General features: G+C 65.3%; 12 protein-coding genes. 8 read left to right on the top strand and 4 right to left on the bottom strand.

Annotation, left to right across the window (positions count from 1 at the left end; translation table 11 throughout):
* Positions 1 to 414, top strand: a complete 414-nt coding sequence (locus tag I6F16_RS25215) for an EVE domain-containing protein (RefSeq protein WP_225113176.1) — start codon at positions 1 to 3, stop codon at positions 412 to 414.
* Between the two features lie 92 nt (positions 415 to 506).
* Here the strand turns inward: I6F16_RS25215 and I6F16_RS25210 are convergent, their stop codons facing one another.
* Positions 507 to 1,604, bottom strand: coding sequence for an adenylate/guanylate cyclase domain-containing protein (locus tag I6F16_RS25210; RefSeq protein ID WP_225174095.1), 1,098 nt, complete (start codon positions 1,602 to 1,604; stop codon positions 507 to 509).
* A gap of 101 nt (positions 1,605 to 1,705) precedes the next feature.
* Between I6F16_RS25210 and I6F16_RS25205 the strand changes: the two genes are divergently transcribed.
* On the top strand, positions 1,706 to 2,161 hold the full coding sequence (locus I6F16_RS25205; protein ID WP_036002934.1) for an SRPBCC domain-containing protein: 456 nt from the start codon (positions 1,706 to 1,708) through the stop codon (positions 2,159 to 2,161).
* A gap of 108 nt (positions 2,162 to 2,269) precedes the next feature.
* On the opposite strand, the gene I6F16_RS25200 is transcribed toward I6F16_RS25205, so the two are convergent.
* A complete protein-coding gene (locus I6F16_RS25200) occupies positions 2,270 to 3,439 on the bottom strand; it encodes a DNA topoisomerase IB (RefSeq protein WP_225174083.1) in 1,170 nt (389 codons plus the stop codon).
* Between the two features lie 392 nt (positions 3,440 to 3,831).
* On the opposite strand from I6F16_RS25200, the gene acs reads away from it, so the two are divergent.
* Together acs and I6F16_RS25190 are read left to right on the top strand one after the other, a co-directional pair.
* Entirely contained in the window at positions 3,832 to 5,778 is a 1,947-nt protein-coding gene (gene acs, locus I6F16_RS25195) for an acetate--CoA ligase (protein WP_225135575.1), read from the top strand.
* A 442-nt stretch (positions 5,779 to 6,220) separates the two neighbouring features.
* Positions 6,221 to 6,736 carry a L,D-transpeptidase gene (locus I6F16_RS25190; protein WP_225174082.1) on the top strand — a complete coding sequence of 172 codons (516 nt, stop codon included), beginning with the start codon at positions 6,221 to 6,223 and terminating at the stop codon, positions 6,734 to 6,736.
* A gap of 53 nt (positions 6,737 to 6,789) precedes the next feature.
* Here the strand turns inward: I6F16_RS25190 and I6F16_RS25185 are convergent, their stop codons facing one another.
* Positions 6,790 to 7,374: a thermonuclease family protein gene (locus I6F16_RS25185; RefSeq protein WP_225174081.1), complete on the bottom strand. Its 585-nt coding sequence runs from the start codon at positions 7,372 to 7,374 to the stop codon at positions 6,790 to 6,792.
* Between the two features lie 202 nt (positions 7,375 to 7,576).
* On the opposite strand from I6F16_RS25185, the gene I6F16_RS25180 reads away from it, so the two are divergent.
* The 4 genes from I6F16_RS25180 (at position 7,577) to cysN (ending at position 13,333) form a co-directional block, all read left to right on the top strand.
* Positions 7,577 to 9,295: a methyl-accepting chemotaxis protein gene (locus I6F16_RS25180; protein WP_225174080.1), complete on the top strand. Its 1,719-nt coding sequence runs from the start codon at positions 7,577 to 7,579 to the stop codon at positions 9,293 to 9,295.
* A 155-nt stretch (positions 9,296 to 9,450) separates the two neighbouring features.
* On the top strand, positions 9,451 to 10,470 hold the full coding sequence (locus I6F16_RS25175; RefSeq protein WP_225144191.1) for a sulfotransferase family protein: 1,020 nt from the start codon (positions 9,451 to 9,453) through the stop codon (positions 10,468 to 10,470).
* Between the two features lie 5 nt (positions 10,471 to 10,475).
* On the top strand, positions 10,476 to 11,438 hold the full coding sequence (gene cysD / locus I6F16_RS25170; protein ID WP_225174079.1) for a sulfate adenylyltransferase subunit CysD: 963 nt from the start codon (positions 10,476 to 10,478) through the stop codon (positions 11,436 to 11,438).
* Positions 11,438 to 13,333 carry a sulfate adenylyltransferase subunit CysN gene (cysN, locus tag I6F16_RS25165; protein WP_225174078.1) on the top strand — a complete coding sequence of 632 codons (1,896 nt, stop codon included), beginning with the start codon at positions 11,438 to 11,440 and terminating at the stop codon, positions 13,331 to 13,333. Before cysD ends, cysN begins: the two co-directional genes overlap by 1 nt.
* 49 nt (positions 13,334 to 13,382) lie before the next feature.
* On the opposite strand, the gene I6F16_RS25160 is transcribed toward cysN, so the two are convergent.
* The gene (locus tag I6F16_RS25160) at positions 13,383 to 13,592 is read right to left on the bottom strand and encodes a DUF1674 domain-containing protein (protein ID WP_036024240.1); all 210 of its coding nucleotides are present in this window, start codon (positions 13,590 to 13,592) and stop codon (positions 13,383 to 13,385) included.
* Positions 13,593 to 13,675: the final 83 nt, after the last annotated feature.

The following is a 13,675-nucleotide window of genomic DNA, read 5'->3' as shown; positions in this document are numbered from 1 at the left end:
ATGGCGTACTGGCTCGTGAAATCCGAACCGTCGGTGTGGTCCTGGGACCAGCAGGTTGCGAAGGGCGCCAAGGGCGAGGCCTGGACCGGCGTGCGCAATTTCACCGCCCGTCAGAACCTCGTGAACATGAAGAAGGGCGACAAGGCGTTCTTCTATCATTCCAACGAGGGCAAGGAGATCGTCGGCATCGCCGAGATCATCAAGGAGGCCTATCCCGATCCAACCGACAAGACCGGCAAATTCGTCTGCGTCGACATCAAGGCCGACAAGCCCCTGAAGACGCCGGTGACGATGGCCGCGATCAAGGCGGAGAAGAAGCTCGCGGATATGGCGCTGGTGAAATATTCGCGCCTCTCCGTGCAGCCGGTGACGGCAGAGGAGTGGAAGCTCGTCTGCAAGATGGGCGGGATGTAGTTACGTCGTTTCGTAGCCCGGATGGAGCGCAGCGCAATCCGGGAAAGTCTCGATTGAAGCCCGATCCCGGATTACGCTTCGCTCCATCCCGGCTACGATATCCGGGCTTGCGACTCCTCCAGCGCAAACACCTCGCACGGCGCGGCAATGCCGCGCAGCTCATGCGTCCCAAGCGCGACCAGCGGCATCTCCGTCTCGGCGGCGAGCGCGCCCGACACCAGCACCGTCCGGCCCAGCGGCTTGCACAATCCCTCCAGACGGCTGGCGAGGTTGACGGCGGGGCCGATCGCGGTGAAGTCGAGCCGGTTGGCGGCGCCGATATTGCCCCAGAGCATCTCGCCGAGATGGAGCGCGGCACCGAACGACAAAGGCGGCAGCCCTTGCGCGCGGCGCTCCTTGTTGAGGTACGTCATCCCGGCTTCGGCTGCGCTTGCCGCGCGCAAAGCAGCGTCACAGGCGCGGCGCGGGGACGCCTCGAGCACCGGAAAGATCGCGAGCACGCCGTCGCCGATGAATTTCAGCACCTCGCCGCCGAAGGCGTGAACCGCGCCGGCGATGCGATCGAACCAGGCATCGAGCGCCGCGATGACGTCGGCCGGCGGTGTCGTCTCCGACAGGCTCGTGAAATTGCGCAGGTCCGCATAGAGCAGGGCGGCCCGGATGGTTTCGCCGAGATCGCGGCGCAGAGGCGCCGCCAGCACCCGCTCCGCGCTGCGCGTGCCAAGGTATGCATCGAGCGTTGCCCGCAAGGTCGCGCGCGCGGCGAGCACGGCCAGCGGCGTCGCGGCGAAACGCGCGGCCTGACGCAATTGCTCGACCTCATCCGCCGTGAACGGACGCGGCCCGATCCAGCCGAGCAGCGGTCCGTCGTCGAACCGTCCGGCGACATCTTCATGCACCTCGCCGCCGGCGGTATCGCGCAGCCAGCGGCGGCCGGCGTCGTTGGGTGGATCGGGCGCGAGGCCGCCCGGCGCGAAGCCGAGCGCTTCAATCACCTGCCCGCTGTCGGCACGCCATAGCCAGGTCCGCTTCGCGATCAGCGGATGCGGCACCTCCAGCGTCAGGGCGCCTGCCGCGAGCGGCACGCCATCGGCGGCCAGATGCGCGCCGAGCTCCGCGAGCAGGTGGTCGGCCCCGCGACAATCCGAGGCCGCGTCGAGGAGCCAGGCGAGGGTCGGGGAGAGCTGCATGAGGCGATCATGGCGAAACAGGGCCGTCTTTGCCACGGGCAATCCTTGACGGAGCGCAGGGCCGCCGCCATGTCCCATCGTCAGACCAGGGATGATTGCCGATGCCCGAACCCTTCATAGTGCGACGCGAGACCCAGATCGCGGCCCCGCGCGCCACTGTCTTCGCCTACCTCACCGACCCCGAAAAGATCCTGAGCTGGATGGGCTCCGACGCAACCACGGAGCCTTATCCCGGCGGGCTCTACCTGCTCAAGGGCGTCAGCCCGGACGGCGCCGCCGCCCGCGGCGCGTTCCGCGAGGTCGTGCCGGTGCATCGTCTGGCCTATACGTTCGGGTGGGAGGGCGGTCAGGAAGTGCCGCCCGGCTCGAGCCTGATCGAGATCGACCTGATCGAGCAGGACGGCGGCACGCTGCTGCGCATGACCCATAGCGGCCTGCCGAACGAAGCGCAGGCGGCCGCTCATGCAACGGGTTGGGCGCACTACCTTGAGCGGCTCACGATCGCAGCCGCAGGCGGCGACCCCGGTCCTGACAAGGGTGTGTCAGATAAGAAGTAGCTCTCGTAGGGTGGACAAAGGCGCTCTTCGCGCCGTGCCCACCACCCGTCACCATGGGCAAATGGTGGGCACGCTTCGCTTTGCCCACCGTACGAGAGCGTCGCTTCGTTACACCGCCGCGGTCGCCACCACCTGTGCCAGCAGCTGCTCGCGCCTGGCCTGCGAACGCTGGCCCGTCATGGTCGCGGCGAAGCGCTCGAGGATGCCCTCCTCGAAGGCGGTGACGATGGTGTCGTGGACGTAGCTCTTGCGGCAGATCGCCGGCGTGTTGGAGAGCTGGTCGGCGGCGGCGCGGATCGCATCCAGCACCTGCTTCTTGCGGCCGCGCTGGCTGCTCGCCGGCGTGATCCGCGACAGCGATTCCACCACGACGGCGGACGCCATCAGCGTGCGGAAATCCTTCAGGGAAATCTTGATGCCGGCGATCTCGCGCAGAAACGCGTTCACCTGGGTGGTGTTGACCGCGCGCACGATGCCGGAGGCATCGCGATACTGGAACATGCGCTTGCCGGGAACGCTCTGCAAAATGCCGATGGCGCGCACCAGCTTGGCGGCGTCGCACTCCTTGCGCACCGCCTTGCCGCCCTTGGCCTTGAAGGTCAGCACGAAGCAATCGTCTTCCAGCGTGACGTTGGACTTCAGCAGCGTGGTCGCGCCGCGGGTGCCGTTGAGGCGGGCGTAGGATTCATTGCCGGGGCGGATCGCGGTGCGCGCGATCAGCTCGATCACGGCCGAGAGCGCGAACTCGCGCGTCGGCTCGTCCCCTGACAGGAACGCCGAGACCTTGCGCCGGATTTTCGGCAGCGCGCCGACGAGCTTTGCCAGGCGATGCGCCTTGCGCTGCTCGCGGACCTTCTCCCAGTCGGCGTGGTAGCGGTATTGCAGCCGGCCCGCGGCATCGCGGCCGACGGCCTGCAGATGCGAGTTCGGGTCGGCGGAGTAGCGCACCTCGCGATAGGCCGGCGGCACCGCCATGGCGTGCAGCCGCCGGATGGTGCGGGCGTCGCGGATATGCGCGCCGTTGGGACGGACGAAGGAATAGCCCTTGCCGCGCCTGATACGACGGATGGTCAGCTCGTTCTGGTCGCCGAGCCGCAAGCCGAGCTCCTTGGCGAGGGCCTCGACCGTCGCCGCAGGCGCCGTGTCGTAGGTCTTCTTGGGGCTCGGGCGCCTGAAACCGCCCGGTTTCGGCCATTGTCCGAGGGCCTTGGCCAGGGCAATGGCTGCAGGATCGGCTGAAGCGGGCCGTATCGTCCCGAGATTCTGCTGATCCATCATGGTCTTACGCCTTAGCCCTGTCCTGTTGTCGATCAATGCCGCTGTTGTGATTTTTGTTCCGAGGGGTCTCTTTGGACCCGGGTTGGCCATTTAGGGTGTTCCGAACACGATTGCGAGTCCCGAATCAGTGAGAAGAGGTTGCTAAATACCTCTCCTCGCCGCATGGGGGCTCTGCGGTCTCTGTTCTGGCGGTTTGGGTAGAGAGCCGGAAGGTGCCCGTCGGCCCTATTTCAGATTTGCGACAGTGGGCCTTCCGGACCTTGATCCTCCGCATGGCCGGCTGCCCGCCGAAGGTCCAGCTTGTGCTCCTTGTCGGGTCCGGTTAGCCCGACGCATAATCCATCAAATGATGCTGTCGGCATTGCCTTAGCTTGCCGCATGTGGAGGGAAGCATGTCCGAGAAGATCTACGATATCCCCGCGGAGTGGGCGAAGCGCGCCTGGGTCGACCAGGCCAAGTACAAGGAGATGTACGCCCGTTCGATCTCGGACCCGAACGGTTTCTGGGCGGAGCAGGCCAAGCGCATCGACTGGATGAAGGCGCCGACGAAAATCGAGAACGTCTCGTTCGCGCCGGGCAACATCTCGATCAAATGGTTCGAGGACGGCATCCTGAACGTCGCCTACAATTGCATCGACCGGCATCTCGCCAAACGCGCCAACCAGACCGCGATCATCTGGGAGGGCGACGATCCCTCGCAGTCCAAGCACATCACCTACAAGGAGCTGCATGACGAGGTCTGCCGGATGGCCAACATCCTGCGCACCCGCAACGTCGGGAAGGGCGACCGCGTCACCATCTACCTGCCGATGATTCCCGAGGCCGCCTATGCAATGCTGGCCTGCGCGCGGATCGGCGCGATCCACTCCGTGGTGTTCGCGGGCTTCTCGCCTGACAGCCTCGCCCAACGCATCAACGACTGCCAATCCAAGGTGATCATCACCGCGGACGAAGGCCTGCGCGGCGGCAAGAAGGTGCCGCTGAAGGCCAATGTCGATGCGGCGCTTGGCAAGGCCGACGGCGTCGACTGGGTCGTCGTGGTCAAGCGCACCGGCGCCAAGGTCGACATGAACCCCACGCGCGACCTCTGGTACCACGAGGCCGCGGCGATGGTGACCACGGAATGCCCGGTCGAGCACATGCACGCCGAGGATCCGCTGTTCATCCTCTACACGTCGGGCTCGACCGGCCAACCCAAGGGCGTGCTGCACACCTCCGGCGGCTATCTCGTGTTCGCCTCGATGACGCATCAATACGTCTTCGACTATCACGACGGCGACATCTACTGGTGCACCGCCGACGTCGGCTGGGTCACCGGCCACAGCTACATTCTCTATGGGCCGCTCGCCAACGGCGCGACCACGCTGATGTTCGAGGGCGTGCCGAATTATCCGGATAATTCGCGGTTCTGGAACGTCATCGACAAGCACAAGGTCAACATCTTCTACACCGCGCCGACCGCGATCCGCGCGCTGATGCAGTCCGGCGACGAGCCGGTGAAGAAGACCTCGCGCGCCTCGCTCCGCCTGCTCGGCTCGGTCGGCGAGCCCATCAATCCCGAAGCCTGGGAGTGGTATCACCGCGTCGTCGGCGACGACCGCTGCCCGATCGTCGACACCTGGTGGCAGACCGAGACCGGCGGCATTCTGATCACGCCGCTTCCGGGCGCGACCAAGCTGAAGCCCGGCTCGGCCACCCAGCCGTTCTTCGGCGTGGTGCCTGAGATCGTCGATGCCGACGGCAAGGTGCTGGAAGGCGAGACATCAGGCAATCTCTGCCTGACGCGGTCCTGGCCCGGCCAGATGCGCACGGTCTATGGCGACCACGCTCGCTTCGAACAAACTTACTTCTCGACCTATAAGGGCAAGTACTTCACCGGCGACGGCTGCCGCCGCGACGCCGACGGCTATTACTGGATCACCGGCCGCGTCGACGACGTCATCAACGTCTCCGGCCACCGCATGGGCACCGCCGAAGTCGAGAGCGCGCTGGTCGCGCATGAGAAGGTGTCGGAAGCCGCCGTCGTCGGCTTCCCGCACGACATCAAGGGTCAGGGCATCTACGCCTATGTCACCCTGATGGCCGGCGTGCAGCCGAGCGACGAGCTGCGCAAGGAGCTCGTCACCTGGGTGCGCAAGGAGATCGGCCCGATCGCCTCGCCCGACCAGATCCAGTTCGCCCCGGGCCTGCCCAAGACCCGCTCCGGCAAGATCATGCGCCGCATCCTGCGCAAGATCGCCGAGGACGAGCCGGGCAGCCTCGGCGACACCTCGACGCTCGCCGATCCCGCCGTTGTCGATGATCTCGTCAAGAACCGGCAGAACAAGAAGTCGGCGTAAGGCGAGTTCGTGCCCCGAACGCAGCGCAGCGCTCCTTCAGCGGTGCGCTGCTGAGCCGGGGCCCATCTAAACGTAAGAACGTGTAGCTTCCTGGATCCCGGCTCTGCGCAGCAGCGTTTCCTGCTGCAGCGCATCCGGGACACGCGATTAGTTTTCGCGTCAGCGCGCCCTCTCAACCAACGGCCATTCACACCCTCACGCTGTTGTCAGCGGGCGCGGCAGCGCGCCTGCATCTTTCCCGTCGAGTGTTGTTTTCTGGTCATTTACTTTATTTCGAACATTTCCTTTGTTCCCCCTGCTGGCCTGCCCTCGGCAGCCGCGCGTCGAAACCATTGGGTTAACGGGCGCGGTTAAGAATGAGCATCGACGAGGGCTTGGTGCGGCGACGATTGCCGGTTCTGCGTCATTTTGGACGATCCGTTTTGGGCAAGGGGAAGCATCGATGTCGATGAGGATTGCGGTGGCGCTGGCCGCCACCATCGCGGCTGGGGCCTTGACGTCGACGGCGGCGCAGGCGCGGCCGGAAATGGTGGGGGCGCACCTGGCCGACTATTCGCCGGGCACCATCGTGGTCAAAACCAGCGAGCGGCGGCTTTATCTCATCCTCGGGAACGGCCAGGCCGTGCGCTATCCGGTCGGCGTCGGCAAAGCCGGCAAGCAGTGGGCCGGCACCACGAAGATCGACGGCAAATATCTCAATCCGGCCTGGGCGCCGCCCGCCGAGGTGAAGCGCAACAAGCCTGGTATCCCCGACGTCATTCCGGGCGGCTCGCCGCGCAACCCGATGGGCGTTGCGGCGATGACGCTCGCCGGCGGCGAATATGCGATCCACGGCACCAACGTGCCGGGCTCGATCGGCGGCTTCGTCTCCTATGGCTGCATCCGCATGCTCAACGACGACATCACCGATCTCTACGGCCGCGTCTCCGTCGGCACGACGGTGGTCGTGACGCGCTGATCGCCTGAATCAGCCGAGATGAAATGAAAGGCCGCGTCTTCGACGCGGCCATTTTATTGCCAGAACCGCCAGCCGCGCGCGCACCAGCCGTCGCGATGGCCGCCATTGTAGCCGCGCACGAAGCCGCCGGCGAGCAGTGCCGCCGAGACGTTCGCAGTCCGCCGGGTCGCGACGTCGGCGAGGACTCGGCCGTATTTGTCGGGAGCGAGATTGGTGATGGTCACGCCGCCCTGGCCGAGCAGATCGCGCAAGGCACGGGCCGCAGCTTCGGCCTTGTCCAGCTCCTCCTGGCAGGATGCTTTCAGTTCGGGTGCATCGATGCCGCGCAGCCGAATGCGGACCACGGGATCGCGTCCCTCGTGCAGACGAACACGGGCGAGAAAAGTGTCGCCATCGATGGCGCGGATGAATTCGACCGGACGCACATCCGCGTGGCCGGTCTGCTGAAGAACGATCTCGGCATCTCCAGTGCGATCGGTATCGCGAACAAGCCAGTGCGTTCCATGACGGAATGTGAGCACGACGGCCAGCGCGATGCCCACCACGAACATCCAGGGCAATAGGCCGGAGAGGCGGCGGCCGAACGGCGAGCCGCTGAACTGCGGCCGGTAGGAATTGGGGCGATCCTGGAAACGCATCAACTCACGCTATGTCTGAGTCGGGGGAACTCACAAGCACGAGCGTGTCCATAAACGATGCCGAATGCGCCGGAGGCCATGCACGAAAGTTCCGCCTGTCAAAGAGGTTAGCCGTAGTTCTACTGGGGATCCGCGAATATTTTCCAAATCTCAATCATTGGTTGCGAATAGCTGTTATACGACAAACCGAGGGGAGATTGCCGTGAGGTCATTCAGGTTTCGCATTGGAACAAAGCTCGGCATCGTGACGGGCGTGAGCGTCGTGCTGGTCGGCGGCATGCTGACCAATCAGATGCTCGGCAACCGCTCCATTGCCGAATCCAATCGCCTCGTCACGATCAACTATCTCAACAAGGGCAATGCGCAGGCGGCTCAGACGGCGATGGCACGCGCGCAGCTCGCCGCTCTCGAACTCGGCTCGGCACCGTCAGCCGGAGAGGTGGACAGGCTCCTTGAGCTTCTCCGTACCCGGGCCGGCGAAGCCGGCACTGAAATCGATGCCGCGAGAGAGCGGGCGACCCGCAAGGTCACACAGGACGCTTACCGCGAGGCCAAGAAATTCGTCGATGCGTATCTGGCCAGCGGCGTCGAGCTCGCCGCGGCGCAAAAGGCGGTCATCGCCGCCCCCGCGGGTGGCGCCAAGCTTGCAGCAGAGTCGGCCAGGGCAAGTATTCTCGCAGAGCATATGCGTCCGGCAGCGCAGGAAGTCAGCAAGCGCATCGACGATCTCGTCGGCGTCGCCAACGAATTCGCCGCGCGCCGCAAGGGCGAGATGCTGGCCGAGTTGGACCGCGTCGCCAATTTCGCTTTGATCGTCGGCCTATTCGTCGTCCTGACGTTGGTCGGCTCCGCAGTCTTTTCCGTCTTGAACGTCGCCCGTCCGATCCGTCGCATCGGCGATGTGCTCCTGCAGCTCGCCGGAGGCAACAAGGCGATCGAAATTCCCTACACCCGCCGTGGCGACGAGGTCGGCGACAACGCCCGCGCGGCACAGACCTTCAAGGACAATCTGATCCGCATCGAGCAGATGGAAGCCGAGCAGAAGAACCATCAAGCCGCTGCGGCCGCTCAGCGCAAGCAGGAGATGACGCGGCTTGCCAACGCCTTCGAAACTGCGGTCGGCGGCATCATCAACTCGGTGTCAGCCGCATCCCAGGAGCTCGAATCCGCTGCCGGCACGTTGTCGGGTACGGCCGAACAGACCCAGCAGCTCTCCGGAATGGTCGCCGCCGCCTCGGAGGAAGCTTCGACCAATGTCGGGGCGGTGGCGTCCGCGGCCGAGGAAATGAGCACGTCGGTCGTCGAGATCGGCCGTCAGGTGCACGATTCCAGCCGTATCGCCGGCGATGCGGTCAAGCAGGCCGAGCGTACCGATGCCCGGATCAACGAGCTGCTCAAGGCGGCGGGCCGCATCGGCGACGTCGTCAAATTGATCACGGCGATCGCCGAACAGACCAACCTCCTGGCGCTAAACGCGACGATCGAGGCGGCCCGCGCCGGCGAGTCCGGCCGCGGCTTTGCGGTCGTGGCGAGCGAGGTCAAGGCGCTCGCGGCGCAAACCGCGCGAGCGACCGAGGAAATCAGCGCGCAGATCGCCGGCATGCAATCTGCAACGCAGGACTCCGTCGGAGCGATCAAGGAAATCGGGACGACCATCGGCCGCATCTCCGATATTTCGACGACCATTGCCGCGACGATCGAACAGCAGGGCGCAGCGACGGCCGAGATTGCGCGAAACGTCAGCGAAGCCGCCAAGGGAACGGTCGAAGTCGCAGACAAGATCGCCCAGGTCAGCCATGGCGCGAGCGCGACCGGCGCGGCGTCGGGACAGGTGTTGGCGTCGGCGCGTTCGCTGTCGAGCGAAAGCAGCCTCCTGAAGACCGAGGTCGAGAAGTTCCTCAGCACCGTGCGCGCCGCGTAGTGCGCAACGGAGCGGCGAGCACGATTGCCGTGCTCGCCGGACATTTATGAAGCCCCCGGGATTTCCCGGGTTTGACCGGGGTCGTAATCAACACTAGGTTGAACATTGAGCCGTGAGCAACTCGCTTGCGGAACTTGTTCAGCGAGTCCCCCGCCATGAATATCGATGCGTCGTCCCCCGATTCGCTCGAGCGAATCGCCGAACTCGTTCGTCGGCAAGATAGTTCTCTCGACACCACGCTGCTTCCGCCGGTGGAGGGGTTCCAAACCAGGACCGTCGCGCTCGAAACACTGATGCGCGAGGTGACGGAGTGCCTGGCGGACGGCTTCCGGCATCGCTCGCCGCAAGACTTTCCCATGCTCTATTTTGCATGCGGCAAGGCGCGCGTCGGATCGACGGCCCTGAGCAATCTGTTCGGCATGACCGGGATGCCTTCCTACTATCAGCCTTTGAAGGCCATGCTGCGCGATGCGCTCGTCGGCAAGAGGCCGGCGCCGTGGGCCGTGCCGTCGGCAGACGACGAGCCGCACATCTTCAGCAAGGAAACGATCGGGCCCTACGTGCTCGCCGAGAGCCTGTTCAATCCGCTCAAGCTGCTGATCGAGGCGGGCTATCCGCGGCACCGGCTGCATCTCATCATGCTCGACCGTGAGCCGGCGAGTTCACTGGCATCGTGGCTCGACAAGCTGATCTCGCGCGCGCCTGAAGATGTATTGCTGCGGCACTATGTCGTCGCCGCGCTCAGCGCGGCTCAAGTCGCAAGCTACGCCCAGCGACAGGGCGTTGCCGTCACTCACTACGTCTACGAGGTGAGCAAGGAGGCCGTGTCCTCGGTTCGTGTCCTGTTCGAACGGATCGGCCTTTCGGGCAGCTTCAACGAGAATGCCGTGACGTCCTGGCGTGAGCCGGGAGACTCGCACGCGAACAATGCGCGCGTCATCTTCCCGAGCGAAGCGACGATCTACAAGGTGCCCAATTTGCACACCTCCGACAGTGCCTATCGCTACCAGCGCCGTGCGACGGCCTCTCTGAGCGAAGCGCAACGCGAGGCTCTGGAGCGCTGCGGGGTCAATGATGCCTATCGCGTCGCGGTCGCCGCCTGTGTTCGCGATCTCGGCCTAAATGCGGCACTGTCGCAACGTCTGTTCGGCGACTGGTTTGCTGCGGCTGCGTGATGGTCATGCTGGACGTTCCCACCGGAGCCGATTCCGCACTCCGTGAAGGTGCTGGCGGCAAGCAGCGTCACGTCGCCAGCCACCTCCGCCGTCTGGAGGCGGAAAGCATCCACATCCTGCGAGAGACGGCGGCCGAGTTCCGCAAGCCGGTCATGCTGTATTCCATCGGGAAGGATTCCTCGGTGCTGCTGCATCTGGCGATGAAGGCCTTCGATCCCGGCAAGCCGCCGTTTCCGCTGCTGCATGTCGATACGACCTGGAAGTTTCGCGAGATGATCGCGTTTCGGGACCGACGCGCGCGCGAGCTCGGCCTCGACCTGATCGTCCATACCAACAATGACGGATTGAGCCAGGGCATCGACCCTTTCACCCACGGCTCGGCCCGCTACACCGACGTCATGAAGACGCAAGCGCTGCGACAGGCGCTGGACTTCCACGGCTTCGACGCCGCGATCGGAGGCGCGCGGCGCGACGAGGAGAAGTCGCGCGCCAAGGAGCGCGTGTTCTCACACCGCAGCGCGGCGCATCGCTGGGATCCGAAGAACCAGCGGCCGGAGCTGTGGGGCTTGTACAACACGAGGCTCGCGCCCGGCGAGAGCATGCGGGTGTTTCCGCTGTCGAACTGGACCGAGATCGACGTGTGGGACTACATCCTGCTCGAGGACATCCCGATCGTTCCGCTCTATCTCGCAGCGTCGCGCCCCGTGGTCGAGCGCGACGGAGCATTGATCATGGTGGACGACGACCGGATGCCGCTGCAACCCGGCGAGGAGCCGCAATCGCGCTCCGTCAGGTTTCGCACCCTCGGCTGCTATCCCCTCACCGGTGCAACGAGTTCGACGGCGGCAACCCTGCCCGAGATCGTGCAGGAGATGATGGCGTCGCGCACCTCCGAACGACAGGGACGCATGATCGACCGGGACAGTCTCGCATCGATGGAGCGCAAGAAGGCGGAAGGCTATTTCTGATGTCCTATCACGAGGCACCGGCGATCGCCGCCGCCGATGCGCCGCGGCTCGAGCAAGACGATCGCCCGACGTTGCGTTTCGTCACCTGCGGCAGCGTCGACGACGGCAAGAGCACGCTGGTCGGTCGGCTGCTCTACGATTCGAAGACGCTGCTCGACGACCAGCTCGACGCGCTCGCCTCGGAGAGCAGGACCGCCGGCACCACCGGCGGCGACCTCGACTTCGCGCTGCTGGTCGACGGGTTGCAGGCCGAGCGCGAGCAGGGCATCACCATCGACGTGGCCTACCGCTTCTTCGCCACGAAGCTGCGCCGCTTCATCGTCGCCGACACGCCGGGACATGCGCAATATACGCGCAACATGGCGACCGGTGCCTCCAATGCTGATCTCGCCGTGGTGCTGGTCGACGCGCGCAAGGGCGTTATCACGCAGACGCGGCGTCACAGCCACATCCTGTCGCTGCTCGGCATCCGCCACGTCGTGCTCGCCGTGAACAAGATGGACCTGATCGGATTTGACGGCGATCGCTTCGCTTCCATCACCGCCGAATACCTGACTCTGGCCGGTCAGCTCGGGATCTCCCAGGTCCAGTGCATCCCGGTCGTGGCGCCCGACGGCGACAACATCGTCGCCGCGAGCACGCGCATGCCCTGGTACGAGGGACCGACCGTTACGGCCTATCTGGAATCCGTGGACGTGGCCGGGGACACCTCGCAGCAGCCGTTCCGGCTGCCGGTGCAATGGGTGAGCCGGCCGCATGCGGACTTTCGCGGCTTCTGCGGACGGATCACGAGCGGAACGATCTCGGTGGGCGATGCCGTTCGCGCGCAACCGTCGGGTCACCAGACCCGCATCGCGCGCATTCTCACGCCCGCCGGCGAGCGCAATCACGCAAGGTCAGGCGAGTCCATCACCCTAACGCTCGCCGATGAGATCGACGTCAGCCGCGGCGACGTGCTGACCGCCGGATCTGCAGCGCCGGTGTCGGATCAGCTCGCGGCCCATCTCGTCTGGTTCGATGGCGAGGCCATGGTCGCCGGCCGGCGCTATTTGCTCCGGTGCGGTACCGCCTCGACCGGCGCGGTGATCACGGAACTCAAGCACCGGATCGCCATCGACACCATGGCGCGGGAAAGCGCCGCCACGCTCGACGTCAATGAGATCGGCTATGTCCATCTCGATCTCGACCGCCCGCTGGTGTTCGAGGCCTATCGCGACAACCGCGAGATGGGCAGTTTCATCTTGATCGACCCGATCAGCCATCGCACTGCCGCGGCGGGAATGATCGACATGTCGCTCCGCCGCGCCACCAACGTTCATTGGCAGCGGCTTGCGGTCGACAAATCCGTGCGAGCCCGGCTGAAGCAGCAACGGCCCTGCGTGCTCTGGTTCACGGGGCTGAGCGGCGCCGGCAAATCGACCATCGCCAATCTCGTCGACAGCCGGCTCGCCGAGCTCGGGCGCCATGCCGCGTTGCTCGACGGCGACAATCTTCGTCACGGCATCAACCGCGACCTCGGCTTTTCCAACGCGGAGAGAACGGAGAACGTCCGGCGCGTCGCGGAGATCGCGGGGCTGTTCGTCGATGCCGGCTTGATCGCGCTGGTGGCGCTGATCTCGCCGTTCCGCAGCGAGCGCCAGCTGGCGCGCCAGCGGCTCGAGGCGGGCGAGTTCATCGAGATCCATGTCGCGACGCCGCTTGCCGAATGCGAGCGCCGCGATCCCAAGGGGCTCTATCGCAAGGCTAGGTCGGGCCAGCTGCCGGCATTCACCGGCATCGATGCCCCCTACGAAGCGCCGCTGGCGCCCGACATCACCATCGACACCTCGGAGCTGTCGAGCGAGGCGGCCTGCGAACGCATCATCCGCTACTTGCGAGCGCACAACTACCTGTGACGACCGGGACGAGATCTGCCGGCGTTATCCAGCCGCTCCGACTGCAAGCTCAGAAGTCGGAAGCGATGCCCTTGCGCTCCCAATCGCCGTAGCGGGTGGGCTCGGGCCCCTTCGGCCCCTGCAGCTCCTTCGCCTTGGTCTTGTTCTTGGCCTCATCCTTGGCCTTGGCGGCCGCAGCCTGCCGGCGCGCCTCGGCCTCGGCCAGCGCGCGCTGGGCGGCCGGCGACAGCGGCTTGCGATCGGGAACGGGGTCACTCATCGCCGCGCTTTCTAGCGCAGGACCGCGCACAACGCGATGCCCAATAACGCATTCCTGAAATCGGCTCGGAGCGCTGAAAAACC

Source organism: Bradyrhizobium sp. IC4060 (genome assembly GCF_020193715.1).
Classification (GTDB): domain Bacteria; phylum Pseudomonadota; class Alphaproteobacteria; order Rhizobiales; family Xanthobacteraceae; genus Bradyrhizobium; species Bradyrhizobium yuanmingense.
Note: the sequence above shows the minus strand (reverse complement) of the source record. Positions and strands in the feature narration are given on the sequence as shown.

Coding starts and splice junctions, on each gene's coding strand:
- I6F16_RS25215 (WP_225113176.1), top strand. CDS start 1: ATGGCGTACTGGCTCGTGAAATCCGAACCGTCGGTGTGGTCCTGGGAC.
- I6F16_RS25210 (WP_225174095.1), bottom strand. CDS start 1,604: ATGCAGCTCTCCCCGACCCTCGCCTGGCTCCTCGACGCGGCCTCGGAT.
- I6F16_RS25205 (WP_036002934.1), top strand. CDS start 1,706: ATGCCCGAACCCTTCATAGTGCGACGCGAGACCCAGATCGCGGCCCCG.
- I6F16_RS25200 (WP_225174083.1), bottom strand. CDS start 3,439: ATGATGGATCAGCAGAATCTCGGGACGATACGGCCCGCTTCAGCCGAT.
- acs (WP_225135575.1), top strand. CDS start 3,832: ATGTCCGAGAAGATCTACGATATCCCCGCGGAGTGGGCGAAGCGCGCC.
- I6F16_RS25190 (WP_225174082.1), top strand. CDS start 6,221: ATGTCGATGAGGATTGCGGTGGCGCTGGCCGCCACCATCGCGGCTGGG.
- I6F16_RS25185 (WP_225174081.1), bottom strand. CDS start 7,374: ATGCGTTTCCAGGATCGCCCCAATTCCTACCGGCCGCAGTTCAGCGGC.
- I6F16_RS25175 (WP_225144191.1), top strand. CDS start 9,451: ATGAATATCGATGCGTCGTCCCCCGATTCGCTCGAGCGAATCGCCGAA.
- cysD (WP_225174079.1), top strand. CDS start 10,476: ATGCTGGACGTTCCCACCGGAGCCGATTCCGCACTCCGTGAAGGTGCT.
- cysN (WP_225174078.1), top strand. CDS start 11,438: ATGTCCTATCACGAGGCACCGGCGATCGCCGCCGCCGATGCGCCGCGG.
- I6F16_RS25160 (WP_036024240.1), bottom strand. CDS start 13,592: ATGAGTGACCCCGTTCCCGATCGCAAGCCGCTGTCGCCGGCCGCCCAG.